We start from the raw sequence: 24540 nt of genomic DNA, 5'->3' as shown, positions 1-24540 counted from the left end.
CGTTCGAGGGTCAGGCGTCGATGAGCCCGGCGTAGAAGTCGAGGGCGACGTCGAACCCGTCGCGGCAGTTGCGGTGCGAGCGGTAGCAGGGACGCCAGGCGCTGCTCGCGCCGACGCCCGCGCGGGCGTCGGCCAGGGCCGCGGGCACCCGCTCCGGCCGGGGCAGCAGGCCGCCGCCCAGATAGCGGACCCCGGACAGCTCGGTGTGCCGGTCGCGCCCGCCGGAGACGAAGCGGCCGAGGCGCCAGCCGCTCTCCTCGTCCCACACCAGCGCGCTGCCGTCGGCCAACCGGATGGTGGCGTCACGCGGATCGCAGGGCCCCTCCCACCAGTCGGTCACCTCGGCTCCGAGCCGGCCGACGACGCGGCGCACGTAGCAGGCGGGCTGCTGCAGCCACTCGTCGGTGTAGGGCTCGACATGCCTGATGGCCACGGAAGGAACTCCTTTGTAACCGGAGGGTAAGAGAAAAACAGCGATTTCCAACCCTACCCGCGCTGAACTTATTCCGTTGCCGCAGCCTCTAGTCATAACGGACGATATTTCCGTCTGACACGGGGAAGGAGGGGTGCCTCATGATTGCCATGATTCTTTTGATCGCGTTGATGATCATTGCCATCGCCGCCATGGAGCTCGTCATGCGCTGCACCTCGGAGCAGAAGGAGTGTGTCGAGTCCCCGGCCGAGATCGTCGGGGACTAGTCTCTCCCGCATGTCCCTGCTTCTGTGGCTGCACATCGGTTTCGCCATCTTCGCCATCGGCCCGCTCACCGCGGTGACGATGGCCGCACCGCGAGCCATCCGCACCAAGAACGTGCCCGTCCTGCGAAACATCCAGCGCACCACGCGGGTCTACGCCATCGGCTCGCTCGGCGTGCTGATCTTCGGCATCGCGCTCGGCGTGGTCATGGGCGGCGGCGTGCTCGGCAAGTGGTACATGACGGCGTCGATGACACTGTTCATCGTGGCCATCGTGCTGGTCGTGATCATCGACCGCGACCTGCGCACCGCCGTCCGGGCCCTCGCGAGCGAGACCCCGGCCGACGACGCTCAGGTGCAGAACGGCCGGATCGCCGCCATCAGCGGGCTGCTGGCGGTGATCTGGCTGGTCATCCTGTTCCTGATGGTGGTGCCGACCTAACCCAGCGCCTGCGAGAGGTCGGCGAGCAGGTCGCCGACCGTCTCGATGCCGACCGACAGCCGCACGAGGTCCGCGGGCACCTCGAGCGGTGACCCGGCCGCGGAGGCGTGCGTCATCCTGCCCGGATGCTCGATGAGCGACTCGACACCGCCGAGCGACTCGCCGAGCGTGAAGAGCTTGGCCCGGTCGCACACCTCGACCGCCTCGGCCTCGCCGCCCGCCACGCGGAACGACACCATGCCGCCGAACCTCTTCATCTGCTTGGCGGCCACCTCGTGCCCGGGGTGCTCGCCGAGCCCCGGGTAGAGCACCTGCGTCACGCGCGGGTGGGCGAGCAGCAGGTCGACGACCCGCTCGGCGTTGTCGCAGTGGCGGTCCATCCGCACGCCGAGCGTCTTGAGCCCGCGCAGCGTGAGCCACGCGTCGAACGGCCCGGCCACGGCGCCCATCGCGTTCTGGTGGTAGGCCAGCTCGTCTCCGAGCGCCTGGTCCGCCGCCACCAGCGCACCGCCGACCACATCGGAGTGGCCGCCGATGTACTTGGTCGTGGAGTGCACGACGATGTCTGCGCCCAGCGCCAGCGGCTGCTGAAGGTACGGCGAGGCGAACGTGTTGTCCACGACCAGCAGGGCGCCGTTCTCGTGCGCCAGCCGGGCCAGGGCGGTGAGGTCGGCGATGCCGAGCAGCGGATTGGTGGGCGTCTCCACCCACACGATCTTGGTCTTCTGCGTCATCGCGGCGGCCACGGCGTCGAGGTCGCCGAGCGGCACCGGGTCGAAGTGCAGGTCCCAGCGCGCGTGCACCTTGGCGAACAGGCGGTAGGTGCCGCCGTAGGCGTCGTTCGGAATGATCACGTGGTCCTGCGGCTTGCACAGGGCGCGCAGCAAGGTGTCCTCGGCCGCCAGGCCGGACGCGAACGCCAGCCCGCGCGCTCCGCCCTCCACCGCGGCCAGCGCCTCTTCGAGCGCGGTCCTGGTGGGGTTGGCCGAGCGGCTGTATTCGTATCCGGAACGCAGGCCGCCCACGCCATCCTGCTTGTAGGTGGACGTCGCATAGATCGGTGGCACGACCGCGCCGGTCAGCGGGTCGGGCTCCTGACCTGCGTGGATCGCCAGAGTTTCGAAACCGTTGGTCATACGGCCACCGTAACGGAAGCGGCCCGCGCGAGCGGCCTCAGGCGGCGGCCCGCTCGTCCCTGCCGGGCCCGCCGCGCTCGGCCAGCCGCACCACCGCGGACCGATCGAGGTGGCGACCGCTGCCGCCCTCCGCGTACTCCCCGTTGACGCGCGAGAGCAGCACCGGATCGGCCAGAGCGAGCAACACTCCGATGACCAGCCCGACACCCAGCAACGCGAACCCGACGACCATCATGTCTCCGTCCCCCTTCTCCGGAATCCAGCATCGCCGCCGACCGCCCGGCCGCGCCTCCGCTGAAGGGCCGGTCCTCGTGCGCCCGGTCGGCCGAACGGCCGATACGGCCGCTACGACCTCCGGTCTAGGCTGCGTGAGGTGGGGGACTCCAAACGCATCGTCTACTGGATCCGCCGGTTGAGCGAGCTCGCCATGCTCGGCTGGCTGGGCCTGATGCTGCTGATCGACCTGGCCATGGCGACCGGCCTCGGCGGGCTCCAGTGGCTCGCCCCGGCCACCGGAGCGGCCGGCGTCGTGGCCGTGATGCTGCGGCGACGCCATCGCCTGGCGAGTCTCGCCGTCCTGCTGGCCCTGTCCGCCTGCGTCTCCCTGACCATGGGCGTCACCGGCTTCGGCGGCGCGCCCGGCTGCGCGGAGAGCGGCGCGCTGCTCGTGCTCACCCTCGGCGTGCTGCGCCACGTCGAGCCGGTCTGGCGGGCCGCGGCGCTGTCCGTGGGCGTGCTCGTGGTGCTCCTGGCGGAGGGCTCGGGGCGCGATCTCCAGCACAACGGGCTGGCCTTCTCGTTCCTGCTGTTCGCGGGCTGGTCGCTGACCGCCGGCGTCGGCGGCTACCTCCGCTTCCAGCAGGAGCGCCGTACCGAGGCCATCCAGTCCGTACGACGCAGCGAGCGTCTGGAGCTGGCCAGGGAGCTCCACGACCTGGTGGCCCACCACATCACCGGCATCGTGGTCCAGGCGCAGGCCGCCCGTACGGTCGCCGAGCTGAGACCCGAGGCCGTGCTGCCCGCCCTGGACGCGATCGCCGGCGCCGGCGGCGAGGCGCTCACCTCGATGCGGCGCCTGGTCACCGTGCTGCGAGACGACGACGAGGCGGCCCGCACGCCGGGCACCTCGCTGGCCGACCTGCGCCTGCTGACCGAGCGGTTCTCGGCGAACGGTCCCCGCGTCGCGTTCGAGATCGGGCCGGGCATCGACGACGCCACCCTGCCGCCCGAGGTGATGACGACGCTCCACCGGGTGCTGCGTGAGGCGCTCACCAACGTGCGCAGGCACGCGTCGGGAGCGGCCTGGATCGAGGCCCGTCTGCATCTGTCCGACCAGGTGGCGGGGCTGCGGGTGCGTGACTTCGGCTCGGCGTCCGATGCCAGGACGGCGAGCCTCGGCGGCGGCTTCGGGCTGGTCGGGATGGCCGAGCGGGTCGAGGCGCTGGGCGGCAGGCTGCACGCGGGACCGGTGCCCGAGGGCGGCTGGGAGGTCGTCGCGGAGTTTCCGCTGCCGTGACCGCGGCGCCGGGCTCAGCGCGGCGCCGCGGTCCGGAGCTCCTAGTGGTTGGCCAGGAAGGCGAGCAGGTCCTGCCGGGTGATGAGCCCGACGGGCTTGCCCTCTTCCAGCACCACCGCGGCGTCCGCCTTCTCCAGCGCCTCGACCGCGCGGGCCACCGGCTCGCCCCCGCCGATCGTGGGCAGCGGTGAGGACATGTGCTCGCCGATCGGGTCGTCGGACGACAGCTTGCCGCGGTAGAGCGCCTCCAGCAGGTCGCGCTCGACGATCGAGCCGACCACCTCGGCGGCCATGACCGGCGGCTCCTCCTTCATCACGGGCAGCTGCGAGACCGAGTATTCGCGCATGATCGAGATGGCCGTGCCGACCGTCTCGTGCGGGTGCGCGTGCACGAACTCCGGCAGCCCGGGCCCCTTGCGAGCCAGCACGTCGGCCACCTGGCCCTCGTCGGACGAGGTGGTCAGGAAGCCGTAGTCGGCCATCCAGTCGTCGTTGAAGATCTTCGACAGGTAGCCCCGGCCGCCGTCGGGCAGCAGCACGACCACCACGTCGTCGGGCCCGGCCTCGGCGGCCACCTGGAGCGCGGCGACCACGGCCATCCCGCACGAGCCGCCGACCAGCAGGCCCTCCTCGCGGGCCAGCCGGCGGGTCATGTTGAAGGAGTCCTTGTCGGAGACGGCGATGATCCGGTCGCAGATCCCGGTGTCGTAGGTGGCGGGCCAGATGTCCTCGCCGACCCCCTCGACCAGGTAGGGCCGGCCGGAGCCGCCGGAGTAGACGGAGCCCTCGGGGTCGGCGCCGATGACCTTCACCCGGCCGCCGGAGACCTCCTTGAGGTAGCGGCCGGTGCCGCTGATCGTGCCCCCGGTGCCGATGCCCGTGACGAAGTGGGTGATGCGGCCCTCGGTCTGCTCCCACAGCTCGGGGCCGGTCGAGTGGTAGTGGGAGTCGGGGTTGTTGACGTTGGAGTACTGGTCGGGCTTCCAGGCGTTGGGAATCTCCCGGGCCAGCCGGTCGGAGACCGAGTAGTAGGACTCGGGATGGTCGGGAGCGACCGCGGTCGGGCAGACCACGACCTCGGCCCCGTAGGCCCGCAGCACGGCGATCTTGTCCTGGGCCACCTTGTCCGGCACCACGAACAGGCACCGGTAGCCCTTCTGCTGGGCCACGATGGCCAGGCCCACGCCGGTGTTGCCGGACGTCGGCTCGACGATCACGCCGCCCGGGCGCAGCTCTCCGGACGCCTCCGCCGCCTCGATCATGCGTACGGCGATGCGGTCCTTCACCGAGCCGCCGGGGTTGAAGTACTCGACCTTGGCGAGCACCTGGGCGGGCAGGCCGGAAGTGACCTTGTGCAGCCGGACGAGGGGTGTGTTGCCCATCAGTTCGACCAGGGAATCATAAACGCGCACCGAGGTGTTCACCTTCTTTGCCGAAGCTTGATCAGCTTGCCGGATGCCGAGGTCGCGTATGGGTGGCGGGCACTCGGCTAGTTTCAAGCAAACGCTACCGTCGAGTTCCGATGAGGGGGGCACGTGGTCTGGTCGGCGGGTGTGGCGCGAGCCGCACGCAGGATCGCGACAGCGGCCGCGCTCGGCGGCGGCGGCCTGACCGCGCTCGGAGCCACGGCCTACGGCCTGCTGATCGCCGAGAGCATGCTGGCCCGCAAGGTGATCGGCCGCCCGCACGGGCTGGAGGGCCCGGCCTCCGACGGCCTCTACGGTGAGTTCCCCGGCGTCCCGCTCACCCTGGTCATGCTGGGCGATTCGACGTCGATCGGCCTGGGCGTGAGCGAGCCGGGCAAGACCCCGGCCGTGCTGATCGCCAACGGCCTGGCCGCCATCGCCGAACGACCGGTGCGGCTCGGCGTGTTCGGCAAGTCGGGCGCCTCGTCGGCGGAGCTGGCCGAGCAGGTGGACAAGGCGGTGCGGCTCAGGCCCGACGTGGCCGTCGTCTTCGTCGGCGCCAACGACGTGGTCACGAAGACACCGCCGGCGACGGCCGTACGCCACCTCACCAAGACGGTGCGGCGGCTGCGCGAGGCCGGCGCGGAGGTGGTGGTGGGCACCTGCCCCGACCTCGGCACGGTGCGCCCCATCGCCCAGCCGCTGCGCTGGGTGACCAGGCGCTGGAGCCGCCAGCTGGCGGCCGCGCAGACGGTCGCGGTGGTCGACGCGGGCGGGCGTACGGTGGCGTTCGCCGACCTCCTGGGCCCCGAATTCGCAACAAATCCGGGCGAGATGTTCGGACCGGATCGTTTCCATCCATCTGACCGAGGTTACGCACAGGCCGCTTACGCGGTGCTACCTTCTGTATGCGCTGCGTTGGGATTGTGGCCTGAGCCGCGACCCGCGCTGGGCGAAGGACTGCAACCGATTTACCTAGCGGCGGCCACTGCCGCGGAGGAGTCCGGCACCGAGGTGTCCCCGACCCGGGTCGCAGGGCGGGCGACGGGTCCCCACGGCAGATGGGCGACGTTGTTCCGCAGGCGAGACGGCGAGATGCTCAACGACACCTGATCCCGGTCACCTTTCGCGTCAGAGCCGTCACTCCCCGTCCCCTTTGGAGTGGATTGATCGTGCTCCGGCCCCTCGCGAAACCCGCCGTGGCCCTCGCCGGGATCCTGGCTCTGGCCGGCTGTTCCGACAGCGACGCCGCCACGGCCGCCTTCCCCACCTGGCACAACACCGAGGTCAACGCCGTCAGCCGGATGACCAGCGCGGGCGGGGTCGTCACGGCCACGTCCATGAAGCCCGACGGCACCCTGGAGACCGCCGCGCTCGACCTCGCCAACGGCAAGAAGCTGTGGGCCCATCCCGCCACGATGGCGGGCCGGCTGCCGGGCATGGGCGTCTCGGCGCCGGCCATCGTGCCGACCGGCAAGGACCAGGCCGTCGTCGTGGCACTCGACCCGGCCAGGACGAGCCAGTGGAACGCCACGCTCATCGCCCGCGACGCCCGCACCGGCAGGCAGAAGTGGACCAGGCCCGTCCACTCCACCTTCGGCCCCCAGCGCTGCGGCCCCTACGTCTGCCTGCCGGAGCAGACCGCGCTGTCGTCCGCGCGGGTGGTCGTGCTCGACCCGGCCACCGGCAAGCTGATGTGGAAACTGCCCGGCATCGCCGAGGTCGAGTGGTCCGACGCCGAGCGCGTGCTGCTGCTCCGGCTCTCGTCCAGCCCCATGATCGAGTCGTACGAGCTCAAGACCGGCAAGCTGCAGTGGCAGCAGCCGATCGAGCAGGCGCTCGGGCCCGGCATCGACCTGTCCGGCGGCTGGGCCTTCGGCTCGACCGGCGACGACCTGGTCGGCTACGTCGCCCCCTACACCAACCCGCGCACCAAGAAGGCGTCCGCGTTCGGGCTCTTCTCCATCAAGATCGCCGACGGCACCGTCAACTGGATGCGCCCGTCGGTGGTGCGCGTCTACCCGAGCGGCAGCCCGGGGCTGGCGCCGGTGGTCCGGCCGGTCGACCAGCACGGCGCCTACGGCGGGTTCGCCCGGCTCGACTCCGCCACCGGGCGCGTGGTCGGCCAGATCACCGCCTCGGAGGTGCCGGGCTCCGGCTGGTGGCTGGCCTTCCCCGACCGCATGCAGAAGCTGGGCTTCCTGCAGCACGACACCAAGGGCACGGCCTTCGACCTGGCCACGGGCCGCCAGGTGCCGGTCGAGGAGGAGCGCGGCTGGTCGTTCTGCGTCACCGACCCCAAGCCCCTCCCGCTGCGCGGCCAGGCTCCCGGCTTCTACTCGGTCGCGGCCGTCTGCGACTACGACCTCGCGACGGGCAAGCGTGTCCCGAGCTCGTCGGCGCCGCCCGCCTGGTACACAGGCAGCCAGGACGGCTGGCGGCTGTGGCGCGACGAGAAGGGCGCGATGCACGCCCTCAACGACAGCACCGTCACGGCGCCGGGCATGTACGGCTAGAAGCTCCGATCTCACAGGTTCGTGCAAATCGGCCGGAAATTACCGGGAGGGGGGCGGCGGGCATGTCGGCAATACTGAAATATAGTTCTAGAAGAGTGCTGACAAAGGAGGGGCCACATGCCCGAGGCAGTCATCGTCGCGACCGCACGCTCTCCCATAGGCCGTGCGTTCAAGGGTTCGTTGAAGGACATCCGTCCCGACAACCTGACCCTGCAGATGATCAGGGCCGCGCTGGACAAGGTGCCCCAGCTCGACCCGACCACGATCGACGACATCATGCTGGGATGCGGTCTGCCCGGCGGTGAGCAGGGCTACAACATGGGCCGGGTGGTGTCGGTGATGCTGGGCCTGGACAACGTGCCCGGCACCACGGTCACCCGCTACTGTTCCTCGTCGCTGCAGACCACGAGGATGGCCTTCCACGCGATCAAGGCGGGCGAGGGTGACGTCTTCGTCTCGGCCGGGGTCGAGACCGTCTCGCGCTTCGTCAAGGGCAACTCCGACTCGCTGCCCGACACGCAGAATCCTCTCTTCGAGGACGCCGTGGCCAGGAGCAAGTCCTTCGCCGAGGGCGGGCACACCTGGCACGACCCGCGCGACGACGGCGCGCTGCCCGACATCTACATCGCCATGGGCCAGACCGCCGAGAACCTCGCCCAGCTCAAGGGCATCACCCGCCAGGAGCAGGACGAGTTCGGCGTACGCTCCCAGAACCTCGCCGAGAAGGCCCTGGCCGACGGCTTCTGGCAGAAGGACATCACCCCGGCCACGCTGCCCGACGGCACCGTGGTCAGCAAGGACGACGGGCCGCGCGCCGGCACCACCTACGAGGCCGTGTCGACGCTCAAGCCGGTCTTCCGGCCCGACGGCACGGTCACGGCCGGCAACTGCTGCCCGCTCAACGACGGCGCGGCGGCGGTCATCGTGATGAGCGACGTGAAGGCGGCCGAGCTCGGCATCACGCCGCTGGCCCGGATCGTGTCCACCGGGGTCACCGGCCTGTCGCCGGAGATCATGGGCCTGGGCCCGGTCGAGGCGTCGAAGCAGGCGCTCGCCCGCGCCGGGATGTCGATCGAGGACATCGACCTGGTCGAGATCAACGAGGCGTTCGCGGCCCAGGTCATCCCCTCCTACCGGGAGCTGGGCATCGACCTCGACCGCGTCAACGTCAACGGCGGCGCGATCGCGGTGGGGCACCCGTTCGGCATGACCGGGGCCCGCATCACCTCCACGCTGATCAACAGCCTCCAGCACCACGACAAGTCCATCGGGCTCGAGACCATGTGCGTCGGCGGCGGCCAGGGCATGGCCATGATCCTGGAGCGGCTGGGCTAGCGGCCGGTCTCGCCCCGGCCTTCGGACGGCCGGGGCGACCTGCCGCCCACCCTGGACGGCCTAGCCCTGGACGTCGGGGCCGGCGCGGGTGAGCGTGACCCGGAGGATGACGCGGCGTTCGCGGATCATCGCGGCCCGGTAGTCGTCCCAGTCGGGGTGCTCGCCCGCGATGTCGCGATAGTAGGTGACCAGATGGTCCATGGCCTCCGGCAGCGAGATGACCTCGGCCTGGCCGTCGACCTGGACCCACTCACCGAAGAACGCGTCGGTGAAGGCGCAGATCGACACGTGGGGATCACGGCGGACATTCCGTGTCTTGACCGCCGTCTCCCGGGTGCTGATGACCACGTGGCCGTCGGCGTCGACGCCGACCGTCACCGGCGACAACTGCGCGCCGCCGTCGCCACGTCTGGTCTGCAGCACTGCGCGGTGGTTGTGCCGGAGGAACTCTCGTGCCTTGTCTAGATCCATCCCCCCATGATGACGCGCCCGCGCCTCAGGCGCGGGCGCGCATGTGGGAGCCTCTAGATGAAGCCCATGCGATTGCGGCGGTGCCGCTCGTGTTCGTGGACGATCGCGGCGGCGTAGCCGTGGGTCAGCCCGTGCTCGTCGGCGAGCCAGTTGGCCCGCTCATCACATCTGAGGAACGACGGACCGTTGTCGATGGCTTGGAACCACTCGGGGAGCTGGCGTCCCGTTATCGTCGGGACCCTTGCGATGAGCTTGATCTGCGTCTCCGGTGAGTGGTTCAAGGACATGGGCACCTCCACGGATTAAGGTCCTTTGCTCGACACTGCAACACCGCCACCGGAAAGGCAACCCCCAAGTCGGCACCAATTCGTTACATGAAGTTCATGCTTGAGACAGCAGAGGGGCCCCGCCGGATCGGCGAGGCCCCTCTGCACCGTCGAGTCTCAGTCGTTGCCGCTGAAGTAGCTGATGAAGCGCAGCACCTCGAGGTAGATCCAGACCAGGCTCAGCGTCAGGCCGAACGCGCACTGCCAGGCGAACTTCTCAGGAGCGCCCTGCTTGACGCCCTGCTCGACGGCGTCGAAGTCGAGCAGCAGGAAGAAGCAGCCGAGCAGGATCATCGCGATGCTGAAGATCCAGCCGAGCGGTGAGTCGGTGCGGATGCCGATGCCGCCGTCGACGAAGAAGCCGACGAGCAGGTTGACCACCATCAGGCCGATCGCCGCGATGGCCGCCGCGATGACGAACTTGGTGAGCTTGGGTGTGACGCGCACGATGCGCAGCGCGTAGACGGTCAGCACGCCGCCGAAGGCGAACGCGGTGCCGAGGATCGCCTGCAGCACGATGCCGTTGAAGAACGACTCGAAGAGGCTGCTGAGCGCGCCCAGGAAGACGCCCTCGAACGCGGCGTAGGCCAGGATGAGGGCCGGGCTGGTGCTCTGCTTGAACGAGGCGATCAGCCCCAGCACCAGGGCGACGATCGCCGCGCCGACGGCCACGGCCATCGGGACCTGGAAGTACCACGCCACGGCGGCGGTAGCGACGAGCGTGCCCAGGGTCATGAACCCGCGGACCACGACGTCGTCGATCGTCATCGTGCGATAGGCGGGCCCCGCCGGTGGTGCGTACGACGGGGAGTCGTACATGTGCTGCAACTGGTCGGGGGTCGGGGCGGGGGGCGCCCACGCCCCGGGCTGCTGCCGGGACCTGTTGAAAACGGGGTTTCTACTCTCCATCGATGCCTCCTGCGCCGAGCCTACGAGACCCGGCGTCGCCAAGGTCGACTCGCGCTCAGATCTATGTGGTTTCGAGACTTCAGCAGCGAGAGAACGAACGTCTCGCCGGTGAAGTTCCCAGGTCGAGGGTGACGGGTGAAAGATCGGTTCGCCAGGGGTAGAGGCCGGTGCCCCCGGCGGGATTCGAACCCGCACGTCAACCCTTTTAAGGGGTTTGCCTCTGCCATTGGGCTACGGGGGCGCCGCAATCATACGAAAGGGACCATGCTCCCGAGGAGCACAACTTCGCATCAGCTGTCACAACTGTGAAGTTTGCGGTGAAGTGCCAGAGCCCTGGGGACTCTGTCAAGGAAGAGTAAACCGTCTAGATGGTCCAGTTGGTGCTGAATACACCGAGCTTCGAAAGAATCGGCATCGATGGTGACCGGATCGCCCGTGCCCGGTAGCCGTCCGTGCACGGTGATGCGGGTCGCGCGGCGTACCTCCGCGGTGAGACCGGTGATGGAGGCGCAGCCCTCGCGCCCGCCGCGCCAACCGGCGGCCTGGGCGAGCAGCGGGTTGACCACGACGAGCTCGCCCGCCCCCGACCGGCTGCGGGGGTGGCGGCGCGCGTCGAAGGCGATCAGCCGCCAGCTCAGCCCGATCTGGGGCGCGGCCAGGCCGGTCAGGCTCGGCTCGACGCGCAGGGTGGCGAGCAGGTCGGCCGCGGCGGCGACGACGTTCGGGTCGGCGGGGTCGACCTGCTCGGCGGCCGTGGACAGGATCGGGTGCGGGGCGTCGAGCACGTGGCGCGCCCGGCCGGCGGCCCTCTTCACAGCAGGTCCGGTTCGACGGGGCGGAAGGTGATCTCGAGGTCGAGACCCGAGCCCACGGTGGCCAGGTCGCACATGAGCGCGGCCACGTCGACCGGCTCGGGGATGTCGACGTCGGCGATGAGCACGTAGAGGCGTCCGGTGAGCCGGGTGCTCATGCCGGTGATGTTGCCGCCGACCGAGGCGAGCACGCCGCTGACGGCGGAGATGATGCCCGGCCGGTCGGGGCCGTGGAGGGTCAGCACGTAGCCGAGCCCTCCGGCCTTGCAGCCGAAGTGGCGGCGAGCGTCGACGGCCGAGGCGGTCACCACCAGGTCGAGGGTGTCCAGTTGCTTGACGAGTTGCTCCGAGCTGAGGTCGCCCGAGACCAGCAGCATCATCGCCACGTGGCCGCCGAGCAGGGTCATCGTCGAGTCCTGAATGTTCGCTCCGCAGTCGGCGAGCGAGCCGGTGACCGCGGCGATGACGCCGGGCCGGTCGACGCCGAGCACGGTCACCGCAGAGAGCCCCACCCGAGGATCCCCTCTCGTCCGAGATCTCGCGGGCGCCGAGAACGCCCCGGCGCGAGGACGCCGGGGCGCTGCCGTTGCAGGACTAGCGATGGGTCGTCGCCACGGCTGCCCTGAACCCGTCGCGCGGGTGTTCCATCTCACCCAGCGAGATGGTCTCCCGCTTGAAGAAGAGTGCGAGGGTCCAGTCGACGACGACACGGACCTTGCGGTTCAGCGTCGGCACCCGCGACAGATGGTAGGTCCGGTGCATGAACCACGCAGGGAATCCGCGAAGCTTGACCCCGTAGACGTTCGCGACCCCCTGGTGCAGGCCGAGACCGGCGACCGATCCGACATACTTGTGGCGGTATTCGACCAGTTGCTCGCCGCGTAGCCGGCGGACGATGTTGTCGGCGAGCACCTTGGCCTGGCGCACCGCGTGCTGGGCGTTCGGCGCGCAGTACTGACCCGGATTGGTGACGTCGGGCACGCCCGCCGCGTCGCCGGCGGCGAAGGCGTCAGGGGTGCCCGCGACGGTCAGCATGGTGGTCGTCTTGATCCGGCCGCGCTCGTCGAGCGGCAGGTCGCTGGCGTTCACGACCGTGCTCGGCTTGACCCCGGCGGTCCACACGAGGGTCTCGGCGTCGAACGCCGAGCCGTCGGAGAGCACCACGTGGCCGCCGACGCACGACTCCAGGCGGGTGTCGAGCTTGACCTCGATCCCCCGCTCGCGCAGCTGCTCCAGCGTCCACTTGCCCATCTCGGGGCCGACCTCGGGCAGCACCCGCCTGGTGGCCTCGACGAGCACCCAGCGGATGTCGGACGGCTTGATGTTGCGGTAGTAGCGCGTCGAGTCGCGGGCCATGTCCTCCAGCTCGGCCAGCACCTCGACGCCCGCGAAGCCCGCGCCGACCACGACGAACGTGAGCGCGCGGCGCCGCACCTCGGGATCGTCGGTGGACTCGGCCACGTCGAGCAGGTGCAGCACCCGGTTGCGCAGCGCGATGGCCTCGCCCACGGTCTTGAGCCCGATGCCGATGTCGGTGAGACCGGGGATCGGCAGAGTGCGCGAGATCGAGCCGGCCGCCATCACGATGAGGTCGTAGCCGATCCGCCGCGCCTCGCCCTCGGCGGGCTGGAAGGTGACGGTGCGCTCGGCGTGGTCGACCCGGGTGACGGCGCCGTTGAGGATCCGGACCTTGGGCAGCACCCGCCGCAGCGGCGCGACCACGTGCCGGGGCGAGAGGTTGCCGGCCGCCGCCTCCGGCAGGAACGGTTGGTAGGTCATGTAGGACTGGGGGTCGATGATGGTGATGCGCACCTGTCCGTCGCGCAGCTCACGGTGGAGTCTGCGCTGCAGTCTCAGCGCGGTGTACAGGCCGACGTAGCCGCCGCCGACGATCAGAATGTGCTTGGTCATCCTTCGGGCCCACCCTCACGGGAACGCTTGTGAAAGCTTTCACAAATAGCCTACGTCATGAGACCGTCCAATTACCAATCCGTGACCTGTCATGCGCGTCACAACGCCAGAGTGGCGGCCCTGGTGAAGATGTCGTCGAGCATCGGCGCCGTCACCCGGCCGGTGAACGTGTTCTGCTGACTGGGGTGATAGCAGCCCATCAGGGTCACGGGCGCCTCGCCGTACGTCGCCGGGACCTCCACCCCGTGCCCGAACGGCGGCCTGCTGCGCGGCAGGCCGTAGCCCGCCTCCTTCAGCGCCGGCCACATGGCCTGCCAGGCGAACCCGCCGAGCGCGACGACGACCCGCACGCTCGACGCCACCATGGCCAACTCGCGCGCCATCCACGGCCGGCAGGTGTCGCGCTCGTCCGGCGTGGGCTTGTTGGCGGGCGGCGCGCACCGCACGGACGCCAGCATCCGCGCGCCGATGAGCTTCTGACCGTCGCCCGCGTGCTCACTGGTCTCCTGTACGGCCAGGCCGCAGCGGTGCAGTGAGGCGAACAGCCAGTCGCCACTGCGGTCACCGGTGAAGATCCGCCCGGTCCGGTTGCCCCCGTGCGCGGCCGGCGCGAGCCCGACGATCAGGATGCGCGGATGGTCGTCGCCCCAGCCCGCGATCGGCCGGCCCCAGTAGGTCTCGTCCGCGAACGCCCGCCGCTTCACCCGGGCGGTCTCCTCGCGCCACTCCACCAGGCGGGCGCAGGCGCGGCAGACGGACATCCGGGCGGTGAGCTCCGCGAGGGTGGGGCTGGTGGCGGCGAGGCGGCGGACGTCGGCGGGGTCATGGGCGACCGGGGTGTCGGCGGTCGCCGGATCGTCCGGCCAGCCGGTGCCGGGAGGTACGAAGCTCATGACATCGATGGTGCCCGATCGGCCGGACTTCCTCGGACCAGGGCGGAGCGGTCGGGGCACATGAAAAACCGGGCGGCGCCACAGGGGCGCCGCCCGGTCAGGTCAACCGGTCGGAGAGACCGATCAGGCGGACGGCGTGGCCGCCGGCGCCGGGGTGGACGGCGCCGGGCACGTCGCCGTGAACTGCGCAGCGCCCGACGAGGTCGCGTTGGGGCTGATGACGACGAGCTCGATCGAGCCCGAGGTCACCGAGGCACCATGGGTGCCGCCCACGCCCCACTGCACGTCGAGGCTGCCGTTGACCTGGCGCTCGAGCGTGTTGTGGTCGCGCTTGCCGTTGACCACCCAGTAGTACTTGACGGTGGTCGGGCCGGTGCTGGTGAGGGTCGCCTTGAAGTCGACGCCGGGACCCCGCTTGTCAGCGCACATCTCGTTGCGCTGACCCGCCACCGTGACCGCCGAGACCGACACGGTCGGCTTCGGGGCCTCGCAGGCGGCGTAGGACTGCGTGATCGAGTCGCTGTTGCGCGGCCCGAAGACCGTCAGCGTGATCTTGCCGCCCTTGGTCGCGGCGCCGGTCAGGACCTTCTCCGGCAGCGTGACGGTGCGCTTGCCACCGTGGTTGAACACGGTGTCGCCCCTGAGGACGCGCTGGCCGTTCAGCGACCACACGTACTCGACGCGGCCGGGGCCGGTCGACCGGACGACGGCGTGCGCGCCGACCTTGCAGCCGTCGTGGTTGGTCGCGGTGACCAGGTCGGTGACGGCGACGCGGGTGGCCGGAGCCTCGGACTTGCACAGGACCTTGTAGTGGGCCTTGTTGGAGTAGGCGCGGTCAGGGCCGAGCACCTGGAGCACCGCGTAGCCGTGCTCGCTGCTGCGCGGGGAGATGCCGAAGCCGACCTTCTTGGAGCGCCACACCTTGGTCTTGCCGTAGTCGACGACCTTGCCGTTGAGGATCCAGCGGTAGCGGACCCAGGACGGGTCGCTGACCCTGATCAGGCCGGTGAAGTCGATCTTGGTGCCCGGCGTGCAGGAGCCGACGTAGGAGCTCGGGCTCGCCCACGCGCGCACGGAGACCTTGGTGACCTCCTTCAGCTCGACGACCTTGGCGCAGGTGACCGAGAAGTAGCCCTTCTTGGAGGTCACCTTGCGGGGGCTGAGAACCTGTACGGCCTCCCAGCCCTTCTTGACGTCGTCCTTGAACGTGGCCGACTGCTTGACCGTGACGGTCTTGGTGCCGTGACCCTTGATCCGGACGGTCTTGACCTTGCTCTTGGACCCGTCACCGTGCAGCCAGCGGTAGGCCAGCGTGGTCTTGCCGGTCGCCTTGACGCTGATCTTGGCGGAGACGTTGACCTTGATGGGACAGGCCCCCGCGTAGTCGCGCTGCGTGGCCTTGGGGGTGGAGACCGAGACCTTCGGCTGCGGCTTCTTCGGGCCGGCCTGGGCGGCGGCCGGGCCGACCTGGCCCACCTTCGGGCCGGCCTGGGCGGGACCGGCGGCCAGTGCCGCCACCATGCCGGCCAGCACGACAGTGGAGGCGCCGAACGCCACCGCTTTCCGTGCTAAGGGAGAGGACATCATGGGAGAGTGCTCCATTCCGTGAGGGAAAAGATGCGCTCGGGAACGGTCGCCACGCCGACATCATCCGTGTCCGGCAATATGGCAAAGCCCCCGTAATGCTCCTTTACCTAAGCACAAAAGTGATCGCGTGCTCAACTACGGCATGAATCCCGAAATGCCCCAATTTGACCGGATTTTAAGTGATTGACCAGGCGATTCCATCAAGAATGTCGTGCTCACTCACGACAACCTGCGTAAACCCGAATCGTCTCACAATCTGATCAAGAATCAGTGCACCCGTCCCGATGACGTCCACCCGTCCCGGATGCATCACGGGTATGCGGGCCCGCTCGTCATGGGTCATCGCCAGCAGCCGGCGGGTGACGTCGTGCACCTGACCCGCGGCGATGCGCGAGTGGTGGATCCGCTCCGGGTCGTAGGCGGGCAGGTCGAGCGCGATGCCCGCGACCGTCGTCACCGAGCCGGCCAGCCCCACCAGCGTGTGGGCCTCCTGGACCGGCACCGCCTCCGCCACGCGGTCGAGCGCCGCCTCGATGTCGGCCACCACCGCCTCAAGCGCGGTCGCCGACGGCGGGTCGCCCGCCTCGCGCAGGTGCCGCTCGGTCAGTCGCACGCACCCGATGTCGACCGAGACCGCGCCGTCGACGTGTCGCGAACCGACCACGAACTCGGTCGAGCCGCCACCGACGTCGACCACCAGGTAGGGCGGCAGCGGGCCCTCCGGCAGCCCGGTCTCGGGCGACAGGCTGAGCAGCCCCCTGGTCGCGCCCGTGAACGAGAGCTCGGCCTCCTCACCGCCGGTGACCACCTCGGGCTCGACCCCGAAGATCTCACGCACACCGTCGACGAACTCCTGCCGGTTGGCCGCGTCGCGGGTCGCGCTGGTGGCCACGACCCTGGTGTGCCGCACGCCGTGCTGGTCGATGAGCTTGCGGTAGCCGCGCATCGCGCCGAACGTCCGCTCCAGCGCCTCGGGCGCCAACCGGCCCGTCTCGTCGACCCCCTGACCCAGCCGGACGATCTCCATCAGCCGCTCGACCTCGACGAGCGTGTCATCGGAGACATCGGCGATCAGCAGGCGCACCGAGTTGGTGCCACAGTCGACAGCGGCTACACGCATGGTCCGTCACTCCACCAGTCAGGGAGGGCGTCGAGCGCCTCCCGGCCGAACGGGTTGGCGCCGGGCACGGCCAGCTCGTGCGCGACGAGCGCGTGCAGGCACTTGACCCGCAGCGGCATCCCCCCGGTGCTCTGCATGCCGCGCGGCAACGGCTCCACGCCCTCCTCCTCGGCCACCTGGTCGCGCCTGGCGACGTAGCCGTCGTGGGCCGCCTGGTAGGCGGCCGCCAGCTCGGGGTCGGTGGCCAGTCTGGCCTGCATCTCGCGCATCAGGCCGGAGCCCTCCAGCGTGCCGATCGCCGAGGCCGCCCGGGGGCAGGTCAGGTAGTAGAGGGTGGGAAACGGCGACCCGTCGGGCAGCCGCGGCGCGGTCTCGACCACGTCGGGATTGCCGCACGGGCATCTGTGAGCGACCCCGCGCATCCCTCGGGGCGGACGCCCGAGCTGCCGGCGCACCACCTCGACGTCGCTCTCGGCCGGGGCCTCGCTACTGTTCAACACTCTCCTTCTCTCCTGCGCCCGCCCGCAGGCCGGTGCCCGAATCGGCGGCTTTGACGGACGTCCACAGCGTTTGGTACCACGGCGGCACCGGGGCCGGCTGCTTCGCCACGGCCTGCCCCTTACCCAGCCCGGGGTCCGTCACCACGAAGCACTTCTCGCCGGAGCCGCAGTAGTGGAGCCGCTCCTTGGCGGTGCGCTTGATCCAGTTGGGATCCTGGATCTGACGTGCCTGGGCGTCCAGTGTCCGCCGCTCGGCCTCGACCCGTTCCTTCTCCGCCCTCAGCTCCGCGATGCCACGCCGCTGGGCGATGTACTCGCGCACAGGGTAGGCCAGGCTCATCGCGATCGCGCACACCACGACCGCGAGGATCGCGGCCCGTCCGGTCAACTGTGGTCTCTTCGCCAATGCCGCACCCCCCTTGGTAGCGGCCCGCGGCGGACCGCCACCGCGAGCCGTACCCGAAACTAGCGCCGGAACCGCGGGAAGGCCGCGCGACCCGCGTAGCGTGCGGCCTCGTCGAGGGTCTCCTCGATGCGCAGCAACTGGTTGTACTTGGCCACCCGGTCGGAGCGGGCGGGCGCGCCGGTCTTGATCTGGCCGCAGTTGACGGCCACGGCCAGGTCGGCGATCGTCGTGTCCTCGGTCTCGCCCGAGCGGTGGCTCATCATGCAGCGGTAGCCGCTGCGGTGGGCCAGGTCGACCGCGTCGAGCGTCTCGGTCAGGGTGCCGATCTGGTTGACCTTGACCAGCAGCGCGTTGGCCGTGTCGTGCTCGATGCCGCGGGCCAGCCGCTCGGGGTTGGTCACGAACAGGTCGTCGCCGACGAGCTGGACCCGGTCGCCGAGCGCCTCGGTGATGGCCTTCCAGCCGGCCCAGTCCTCCTCGTCGAGCGGGTCCTCGATGGAGACGAGCGGGTAGTTGTCGACCAGGTCGGCGTAGAAGGCGATGAGCTCCTGGGCCGACAGACCCTTGCCGTCGATCGTGTAGACGCCGTCCTTGTGGAACTCGGAGGCGGCCACGTCGAGCGCCAGCGCGACGTCCTCGCCCGGCGTGTAGCCGGCCCGCTCGATCGCGACCAGGATCAGGTCGAGCGCGTCGCGGTTGGACGGCAGGTTGGGCGCGAACCCGCCCTCGTCGCCCAGCCCGGTCGCGTAGCCCTTCTCCTTCAGCACGCCCTTGAGCGCGTGGTAGACCTCGGTGCCCATGCGCACGGCCTCACGGAACGTCTCGGCCCCGATCGGCGCGATCATGAACTCCTGGATGTCCACGTTGGTGTCGGCGTGGGCGCCGCCGTTGAGGATGTTCATCATCGGCACGGGCAGCAGGTGGGCGTTGGGCCCGCCGAGGTAGCGGAACAACGGCAGGTCGGCGCTGTCGGCGGCGGCCTTGGCGACGGCCAGCGAGACGCCCAGGATGGCGTTGGCGCCCAGCTTCGACTTGTTGGGGGTCCCGTCCAGGTCGATCATGATCTGGTCGATGATCCGCTGGTCCTCGGCCTCGACGCCGTTGACCTCGTCGAAGATCTCGTCGGTGACGGCCAGCACGGCCTTCTCGACACCCTTGCCGGCATAGCGCTCGCCGCCGTCGCGCAGCTCGACCGCCTCGAACTGACCGGTCGACGCGCCACTGGGCACCGCCGCGCGGCCGCTGCTGCCGTCGTCGAGCACCACCTCGACCTCGACCGTGGGGTTGCCCCGGGAGTCGAGGATCTCGCGTGCGTAAACGACCTCGATGGTAGCCACGGGATGCGCTCCTAAATCGAAAGGCAATATGCGTTCAGAGCCTATCGGTACGGCCTCACCTCGTCGGCGCGCCCGCCCTCAGGACGCGCGGTCTCCCCGAGGAGGCGCTCCCCGGTCAGGACTCGCGGGACTCCCAGGCGCGGACCCGGTCGCGGTAGGAGCGGGCGGCGGCCCGCAGCGCCGCCTCGGCGTCGACACCGGCCTCCTGGGCACGGCGGACGAGGTCGAACAGCTCGCGGCCCACCCCCTGGCCGACCGCGGCGGCCAGGCTCTCGGGCGCGCCCGCGCGCTCGGCGCGGCGGACGAGCTGGGCCGCCAGCGACAGGGCGGGCTGGCCGAGCGGCACGCCGTCCAGCAGCGAGGTCTCCTCGCCCTTCGCGGCCCGCTCGGCGGCCTTGATGGCCTCCCAGTTGTCGTTGACCTCGTCGGCGCTGTCGGCCCGCACCGAGCCGAACACGTGGGGATGGCGCCGCACCAGCTTCTCGACGATCCCGGCGGCCACGTCGTCCATGTCGAAGCCGGCCGCCACCCGCGCGTGGAACACCACCTGCAGCAGCAGATCGCCCAGCTCCTCGCGGAGCGCCGGATAGTCGCCCTGCTCGATCGTCTCCAGCACCTCGTACGCCTCTTCGAGCAGGTACGGGACCAGCGACTCGTGGGTCTGCTTGCGATCCCACGGGCACTCCGCGCGCAGCCGGTCCATCACCGCGACCAGGTCGAGCACCCGGGCGCCCGGCAGGTCGTAGGAGCCCGGCACCACCTCGATCACCGGCGGCTCGTCCAGCGCGATCGCCGCGTGCCCGAGATCGCGCATGAACCGCTCGTCGTCGTCGGCCAGCCACACGACGGTCTCGGTGACCGCCTCCGCCGCCAGCCGCGGAGGGTCGGGCGTGACGACCGTCACCTCGACACCCGCCTCGGCCAGGTAGGGCAGCTGCGGATGGTCCTCCGAGCCGGTCAGCACCCGGCCGGAGCGCAGCGCCTGCCAGGCCTGGTGACTCAGCAGGCCCGGCGCGATCCGCGGCGAGGTGGTGACGACGATCAGCGGCACGGCTAGCCCTGCGGCTGCTGCTGCGGCTGGGCGGGCTCGGCGGCCTTGCCGAAGCGGCCCGCGTCGACGAACAGGGCCTGGTTCTCCTCCGTGCGCTGCTGGTTGATCTTCCCGTAGCGCGGGTTGAAGGAGATCGAGATGGTCGCGGCCTCCTTCTGCAGCCGTTCGTTGCCGCGCTGCTGGGCCGCCTCGTCGGTGCCGCCGCCGTACTGCTGGAGCAGCTTCTGGATGCCGACCGAGATGCGCATGTAGTCGCGGCCCAGGCTCGGCGCCATGCCGCGGGAGAGCATGTTCTGGTCGAGGGTGGCGCCCTGCTGCTGGGCGGCGTCGATGGCCTGGTCGACCTCGCCCTCGCTGACCCGCACCCCGGCCTTGCGCACGAGCTGCTCGGCCTGCTTGACGTTGGCCAGCTGGTAGAGCACGACCTCGGGCACGCTGCCCGGCAGCCCCATCTGGTCGGGCTGGACACCGGCCTTGCGCAGCGCGGCTTCGTACTCCTGGACGTTTCTGGTCAGGTCGCTCGCCGAGATGCGCTCGTTCCCGACGACGGCCGCGGAGCCGGCCTCCATGGGAGAGGAGCAGGCGGTCATCACGACAGCCAGCGCGGCAGCGGCCACAGCCACTCGAATCGACTTCACATGCATCCCTTTCCGACAAAAACCGCCGCTAGCTTACCCGTGCTGGTTCCAGGAACATCGCCTCGACCAGGTCGCCGCACCATGTGAGCAACTCGAGGTCGCGCAGCGGCTGCCCGCCCAGCGGCTTGGTCTTGGGCACCGGCACGAGCAGCGTCTCGGCGGCCTGCTTGTAGATGGCCTTCTTGTAGAGCCGGTCGAGGCGTACCTGCTGCGACTCCTTGAGCCTGACCGGGCCGAACTTGATGTTCGGGCCCTGCAGGGTGACGTCGGTGAGCCCGGCCCGGCGGGCCTCGATGCGGAACCTCGCCACCTCCAGGAGGTTGTCCACCTCGACCGGCGGCTTGCCGTAGCGGTCGGTGAGCTCGTCGCGCACCTCGTCGATGTGCACGGGGGCAGAGATGGCGGCGATCCGCTTGTACGCCTCCAGCCGCAGCCGCTCGGAGGTGACGTAGTCGTGCGGGATGTGCGCGTTGATCGGCAGCTCGACCTTGACGTCGAGCTGCTCCGCGGGCGCCTCCTCGCCGGACAGCTTGGCCTTCTGCTCCTGTACGGCCTCGGCCATGAGCCGGACGTAGAGGTCGAAGCCGACGCCCGCGATGAAGCCCGACTGCTCGGCGCCCAGCACGTTGCCGGCGCCGCGGATCTCCAGGTCCTTCATCGCGACGTACATGCCGGCGCCCATCTCCGTGTGCTGCGCGATCGTCGCCAGCCGCTCGTGCGCGGTCTCGGTGAGGGGCTTCTCCGGCGGATAGAGGAAGTAGGCGTAGCCCCGCTCCCTGCCTCGCCCGACCCGGCCCCTGAGCTGGTGGAGCTGGGACAGTCCGTAGTTGTCGGCCCGGTCGACGATCAACGTGTTGGCGTTGGGCACGTCGAGCCCCGACTCCACGATCGTGGTGCAGACCAGCAGATCGTACTCCCGCTCCCAGAACCCGACCATGATCTTTTCGAGCTGCTGCTCGTTCATCTGCCCGTGGGCCACCGCGATGCGCGCCTCCGGCACCAGCTCCCGCAGCCGCGCGGCCACCCGGTTGATCGAGGCGACCCGGTTGTGCACGAAGAAGATCTGGCCGTCGCGCATCAGCTCACGCCGGATCGCGGCCCCGATCTGCTTCTCGTCGTACGGCCCGACGAACGTGAGGATCGGATGGCGCTCCTCCGGCGGCGTGAGGATGGTCGACATCTCCCGGATGCCGGTGAGGCCCATCTCCAGGGTGCGCGGGATCGGCGTGGCCGACATGGCCAGCACGTCGACCTGGGTGCGCAGGTGCTTCATGGCCTCCTTGTGCTCGACGCCGAAGCGCTGCTCCTCGTCGATCACGATCAGGCCCAGGTCCTTGAACCGCACCTCGGGGCTGAGCAGCCGGTGGGTGCCGATGACCACGTCCACGGCGCCGGCGCGCAGCCCTTCGAGCGTGCCCTTGACCTCGGCGTCGGTCTGGAAGCGCGAGACCGGCTTGAGCGTCACGGGGAAGCTGGAGAAGCGCTCGGTGAACGTCGACATGTGCTGCTGCACCAGCAGCGTGGTCGGCACCAGCACGGCCACCTGCTTGCCGTCCTGCACGGCCTTGAACGCGGCCCGCACCGCGATCTCGGTCTTGCCGTAGCCGACGTCGCCGCAGATCAGCCGGTCCATCGGGACGCCGCGCTCCATGTCGCGCTTGACCTCGTCGATGGCCTCCAGCTGGTCGCCGGTCTCGGCGTAGGGGAAGGCGTCCTCCATCTCGCGCTGCCACGGCGAGTCGGCGCCGAAGGCGTGGCCGGGCGAGGCCATGCGGGCCGAGTAGAGCCGGATCAGCTCGCCGGCGATCTCCTTGACCGCCTTCTTGGCCCGGGACTTGGCCTTGGCCCAGTCGGCGCCGCCCATCCGGTTGAGCGTGGGGGCCTCGCCGCCCACGTAGCGGGTGACCTCGTCGAGCTGGTCGGTGGGCACGTAGAGGCGGTCGCCCTTGGCGTACTCGATGACCAGGTACTCGCGCGTGGCGCCCTGGACGGTGCGCTGGACCATCTCGACGTAGCGGCCGACGCCGTGCTGCTCGTGCACCACGTGGTCGCCGACCTTGAGCTGCAGCGGGTCGACCATGTTGCGGCGGCGGGAGGGCAGGCGGCGCATGTCCTTGGTGGACGCCTTCTGGCCCACGAGGTCGAGATGGGTGAGCACGGCGAGGTCGGGGGTGACGAAGCCGTGCTCGATCAGACCGGTCGTGACGTGGACGACCTGCGCCTCAGGTGCCTTGTCCAGATATTTCACAAGACGGGCGGGAACGTCCACGCTCTTGAGGACCTCGACCATGCGCTCGGCCGGGCCGTGCCCCTCACTCAGCAGCACGACGGCCTTGCCGTCGGCGAGCCAGCCCTTGACGTCGTCGAGCGCCCTCCTGGTGTCTCCCCGGTACGCCTCGGAGTCATGGGCGTCGAGCTCGACCCCCGTGCCGAACGGCGCCATCGTCCACCACGGCTGCCCCAGCGCGCCGGCGTGGTCGCGGATCTCGTCGAGGCCGCGGAAGGCCGCCGCGCCGAGGTCGATCGGCGCCTCGCCGCCCGCCGCCGCGTTGATCCACGACGCCTCCAGGAACTCCTGGGACGTACGCACCAGTTCCTCGGCCCGGCCCCTGATCCGCTCGGGATCGCAGACGAACACCGCGGCCCTGGCGGGCAGGTGGTCGACGAGCAGGTCCATCTCGCCCGCCAGCACGGGCGCGAACGCCTCCATGCCCTCGACCGGCGAGCCCTCGGCCAGCTGGTCGAGCACCTCGGCCAGCGCCGGGTAACGCCCGGCCAGCTCGCTCGCCGCCGCCCGCACCTCGGGCGTCAGCAGCAGCTCGCGGCAGGGCGGCGCGAACAGCCCGTCCTCGGCCGCCTCCAGCGAACGCTGGTCGGCCACCTTGAACCAGCGGATCTCCTCGACGGTGTCGCCCCAGAACTCCAGCCGGAGCGGGTGCTCCTCGGTGGGCGGGAAGACGTCGAGCAGCCCGCCGCGCACCGCGACCTCGCCCCGCTTCTCCACCATGTCCACCCGGTGGTAGCCGTTGCCCACCAGGTCGTCCACGACGGTCTCGAGGTCGGCGTCGTCGCCCGCCCTCAGCCGGATCGGCTCCAGGTCGCCGAGGCCCTTCACGATCGGCTGCAGCAGCGCGCGCACCGGAGCGACGACCACGCTGAGCGGCCCGGCGGCCGAGTCGCCCTTGACCGGATGGGCGAGCCGGCGCAGCACGGCCAGCCGCTGGCCGACCGTGTCGCTGCGCGGCGAGAGCCGCTCGTGCGGCAGCGTCTCCCAGGCCGGGAAGACCGCCACGGAACTCGGCTCGATGAGGCTGGTCAGCGCGGACGCCAGGTCTTCGGCCTCACGGCCGGTCGCGGTCACCGCGAGCACGGTGCGCTGGTCGTGCCCGGTCAGCGCGGCCACGCCGAACGGGCGCAACGCCGAGGGCGCCACCAGCGAGACGTCGCCGCCCTCTTCGAGCGCGGCGGTCAGCTTCGGGTCGGCGGCAACAAGGTCAAGTAGCCCGGAAAGACTCATCAGATACGCCCACAG

At 70.3% G+C, this 24540-nt stretch carries 25 protein-coding genes and 1 tRNA gene; 6 read left to right on the top strand and 20 right to left on the bottom strand.

Annotated features, from left to right (window positions below):
* Positions 1 to 10 precede the first annotated feature (10 nt).
* Positions 11 to 433: a DUF6292 family protein gene (locus tag IEY82_RS11920; RefSeq protein ID WP_189124124.1), complete on the bottom strand. Its 423-nt coding sequence runs from the start codon at positions 431 to 433 to the stop codon at positions 11 to 13.
* Positions 434 to 573: 140 nt separating this feature from the next.
* Here IEY82_RS11920 and IEY82_RS39855 point away from each other — a divergent pair, with 140 nt between their 5' ends.
* A complete protein-coding gene (locus tag IEY82_RS39855; RefSeq protein WP_263648045.1) occupies positions 574 to 699 on the top strand; it encodes a hypothetical protein in 126 nt (41 codons plus the stop codon).
* Between the two features lie 10 nt (positions 700 to 709).
* Complete coding sequence (locus IEY82_RS11915) at positions 710 to 1138, top strand: DUF2269 family protein (protein ID WP_189124123.1); 429 nt, start codon at positions 710 to 712, stop codon at positions 1136 to 1138.
* On the opposite strand, the gene IEY82_RS11910 is transcribed toward IEY82_RS11915, so the two are convergent.
* Both IEY82_RS11910 and IEY82_RS11905 read right to left on the bottom strand, forming a co-directional pair.
* Positions 1135 to 2274, bottom strand: coding sequence for a cystathionine gamma-synthase (locus tag IEY82_RS11910; protein WP_189124122.1), 1140 nt, complete (start codon positions 2272 to 2274; stop codon positions 1135 to 1137). The two genes, IEY82_RS11915 and IEY82_RS11910, sit on opposite strands and share 4 nt — an antisense overlap.
* A gap of 37 nt (positions 2275 to 2311) precedes the next feature.
* Complete coding sequence (locus IEY82_RS11905) at positions 2312 to 2509, bottom strand: hypothetical protein (protein ID WP_189124121.1); 198 nt, start codon at positions 2507 to 2509, stop codon at positions 2312 to 2314.
* Positions 2510 to 2647: 138 nt separating this feature from the next.
* Between IEY82_RS11905 and IEY82_RS11900 the strand changes: the two genes are divergently transcribed.
* On the top strand, positions 2648 to 3790 hold the full coding sequence (locus IEY82_RS11900; RefSeq protein WP_189124120.1) for a sensor histidine kinase: 1143 nt from the start codon (positions 2648 to 2650) through the stop codon (positions 3788 to 3790).
* Between the two features lie 41 nt (positions 3791 to 3831).
* On the opposite strand, the gene IEY82_RS11895 is transcribed toward IEY82_RS11900, so the two are convergent.
* Entirely contained in the window at positions 3832 to 5202 is a 1371-nt protein-coding gene (locus IEY82_RS11895; RefSeq protein ID WP_189124119.1) for a cystathionine beta-synthase, read from the bottom strand.
* Between the two features lie 123 nt (positions 5203 to 5325).
* On the opposite strand from IEY82_RS11895, the gene IEY82_RS11890 reads away from it, so the two are divergent.
* The 3 genes from IEY82_RS11890 to IEY82_RS11880 all read left to right on the top strand — a co-directional run bounded on the left by IEY82_RS11890 (position 5326) and on the right by IEY82_RS11880 (position 9047).
* Entirely contained in the window at positions 5326 to 6309 is a 984-nt protein-coding gene (locus IEY82_RS11890; RefSeq protein WP_225263050.1) for an SGNH/GDSL hydrolase family protein, read from the top strand.
* 59 nt (positions 6310 to 6368) lie between these two features.
* Positions 6369 to 7712 carry an outer membrane protein assembly factor BamB family protein gene (locus IEY82_RS11885; RefSeq protein ID WP_225263051.1) on the top strand — a complete coding sequence of 448 codons (1344 nt, stop codon included), beginning with the start codon at positions 6369 to 6371 and terminating at the stop codon, positions 7710 to 7712.
* Between the two features lie 117 nt (positions 7713 to 7829).
* Entirely contained in the window at positions 7830 to 9047 is a 1218-nt protein-coding gene (locus IEY82_RS11880) for an acetyl-CoA C-acetyltransferase (RefSeq protein ID WP_189124117.1), read from the top strand.
* 60 nt (positions 9048 to 9107) lie between these two features.
* Here IEY82_RS11880 and IEY82_RS11875 read toward each other — a convergent pair whose 3' ends face one another.
* The 16 genes from IEY82_RS11875 to mfd all read right to left on the bottom strand — a co-directional run bounded on the left by IEY82_RS11875 (position 9108) and on the right by mfd (position 24525).
* Complete coding sequence (locus IEY82_RS11875) at positions 9108 to 9518, bottom strand: PPOX class F420-dependent oxidoreductase (protein ID WP_189124116.1); 411 nt, start codon at positions 9516 to 9518, stop codon at positions 9108 to 9110.
* 53 nt (positions 9519 to 9571) lie between these two features.
* A complete protein-coding gene (locus IEY82_RS11870) occupies positions 9572 to 9805 on the bottom strand; it encodes a DUF4287 domain-containing protein (RefSeq protein ID WP_189124115.1) in 234 nt (77 codons plus the stop codon).
* A 156-nt stretch (positions 9806 to 9961) separates the two neighbouring features.
* Positions 9962 to 10753, bottom strand: coding sequence for a Bax inhibitor-1/YccA family protein (locus tag IEY82_RS11865; RefSeq protein WP_189124114.1), 792 nt, complete (start codon positions 10751 to 10753; stop codon positions 9962 to 9964).
* 168 nt (positions 10754 to 10921) lie between these two features.
* Positions 10922 to 10994: transfer RNA gene (locus tag IEY82_RS11860), tRNA-Leu, on the bottom strand.
* Positions 10995 to 11043: 49 nt separating this feature from the next.
* On the bottom strand, positions 11044 to 11568 hold the full coding sequence (locus IEY82_RS11855) for a peptide deformylase (RefSeq protein ID WP_189124113.1): 525 nt from the start codon (positions 11566 to 11568) through the stop codon (positions 11044 to 11046).
* Positions 11565 to 12077, bottom strand: a complete 513-nt coding sequence (locus tag IEY82_RS11850) for a glycine cleavage system transcriptional repressor (RefSeq protein ID WP_189124112.1) — start codon at positions 12075 to 12077, stop codon at positions 11565 to 11567. Before IEY82_RS11850 ends, IEY82_RS11855 begins: the two co-directional genes overlap by 4 nt.
* A gap of 82 nt (positions 12078 to 12159) precedes the next feature.
* Positions 12160 to 13476: an NAD(P)/FAD-dependent oxidoreductase gene (locus IEY82_RS11845; protein WP_189124111.1), complete on the bottom strand. Its 1317-nt coding sequence runs from the start codon at positions 13474 to 13476 to the stop codon at positions 12160 to 12162.
* A gap of 98 nt (positions 13477 to 13574) precedes the next feature.
* Positions 13575 to 14369 (bottom strand): uracil-DNA glycosylase, encoded by a 795-nt coding sequence (locus tag IEY82_RS11840; protein WP_189124110.1) that lies wholly within the window; start codon positions 14367 to 14369, stop codon positions 13575 to 13577.
* A gap of 123 nt (positions 14370 to 14492) precedes the next feature.
* Entirely contained in the window at positions 14493 to 15956 is a 1464-nt protein-coding gene (locus tag IEY82_RS11835; protein ID WP_189124109.1) for a hypothetical protein, read from the bottom strand.
* 175 nt (positions 15957 to 16131) lie between these two features.
* Positions 16132 to 17076, bottom strand: coding sequence for a Ppx/GppA phosphatase family protein (locus IEY82_RS11830; RefSeq protein WP_189124108.1), 945 nt, complete (start codon positions 17074 to 17076; stop codon positions 16132 to 16134).
* A complete protein-coding gene (locus IEY82_RS11825) occupies positions 17067 to 17498 on the bottom strand; it encodes a DUF501 domain-containing protein (protein ID WP_225263099.1) in 432 nt (143 codons plus the stop codon). Before IEY82_RS11825 ends, IEY82_RS11830 begins: the two co-directional genes overlap by 10 nt.
* A 64-nt stretch (positions 17499 to 17562) precedes the next feature.
* Positions 17563 to 17982, bottom strand: a complete 420-nt coding sequence (locus tag IEY82_RS11820) for an FtsB family cell division protein (RefSeq protein WP_189124106.1) — start codon at positions 17980 to 17982, stop codon at positions 17563 to 17565.
* A gap of 59 nt (positions 17983 to 18041) precedes the next feature.
* The gene (gene eno, locus IEY82_RS11815) at positions 18042 to 19319 is read right to left on the bottom strand and encodes a phosphopyruvate hydratase (RefSeq protein WP_189124105.1); all 1278 of its coding nucleotides are present in this window, start codon (positions 19317 to 19319) and stop codon (positions 18042 to 18044) included.
* 115 nt (positions 19320 to 19434) lie between these two features.
* A complete protein-coding gene (locus IEY82_RS11810; RefSeq protein WP_189124104.1) occupies positions 19435 to 20370 on the bottom strand; it encodes a nucleoside triphosphate pyrophosphohydrolase in 936 nt (311 codons plus the stop codon).
* Positions 20371 to 20372: 2 nt separating this feature from the next.
* Positions 20373 to 21008, bottom strand: a complete 636-nt coding sequence (locus tag IEY82_RS11805; RefSeq protein ID WP_189124103.1) for a SurA N-terminal domain-containing protein — start codon at positions 21006 to 21008, stop codon at positions 20373 to 20375.
* A gap of 28 nt (positions 21009 to 21036) precedes the next feature.
* The gene (gene mfd, locus IEY82_RS11800; RefSeq protein WP_189124102.1) at positions 21037 to 24525 is read right to left on the bottom strand and encodes a transcription-repair coupling factor; all 3489 of its coding nucleotides are present in this window, start codon (positions 24523 to 24525) and stop codon (positions 21037 to 21039) included.
* Positions 24526 to 24540: the final 15 nt, after the last annotated feature.

Source organism: Nonomuraea cavernae (genome assembly GCF_014646355.1).
In the GTDB taxonomy this organism is placed as follows: domain Bacteria; phylum Actinomycetota; class Actinomycetes; order Streptosporangiales; family Streptosporangiaceae; genus Nonomuraea; species Nonomuraea cavernae.
Note: the sequence above shows the minus strand (reverse complement) of the source record. Positions and strands in the feature narration are given on the sequence as shown.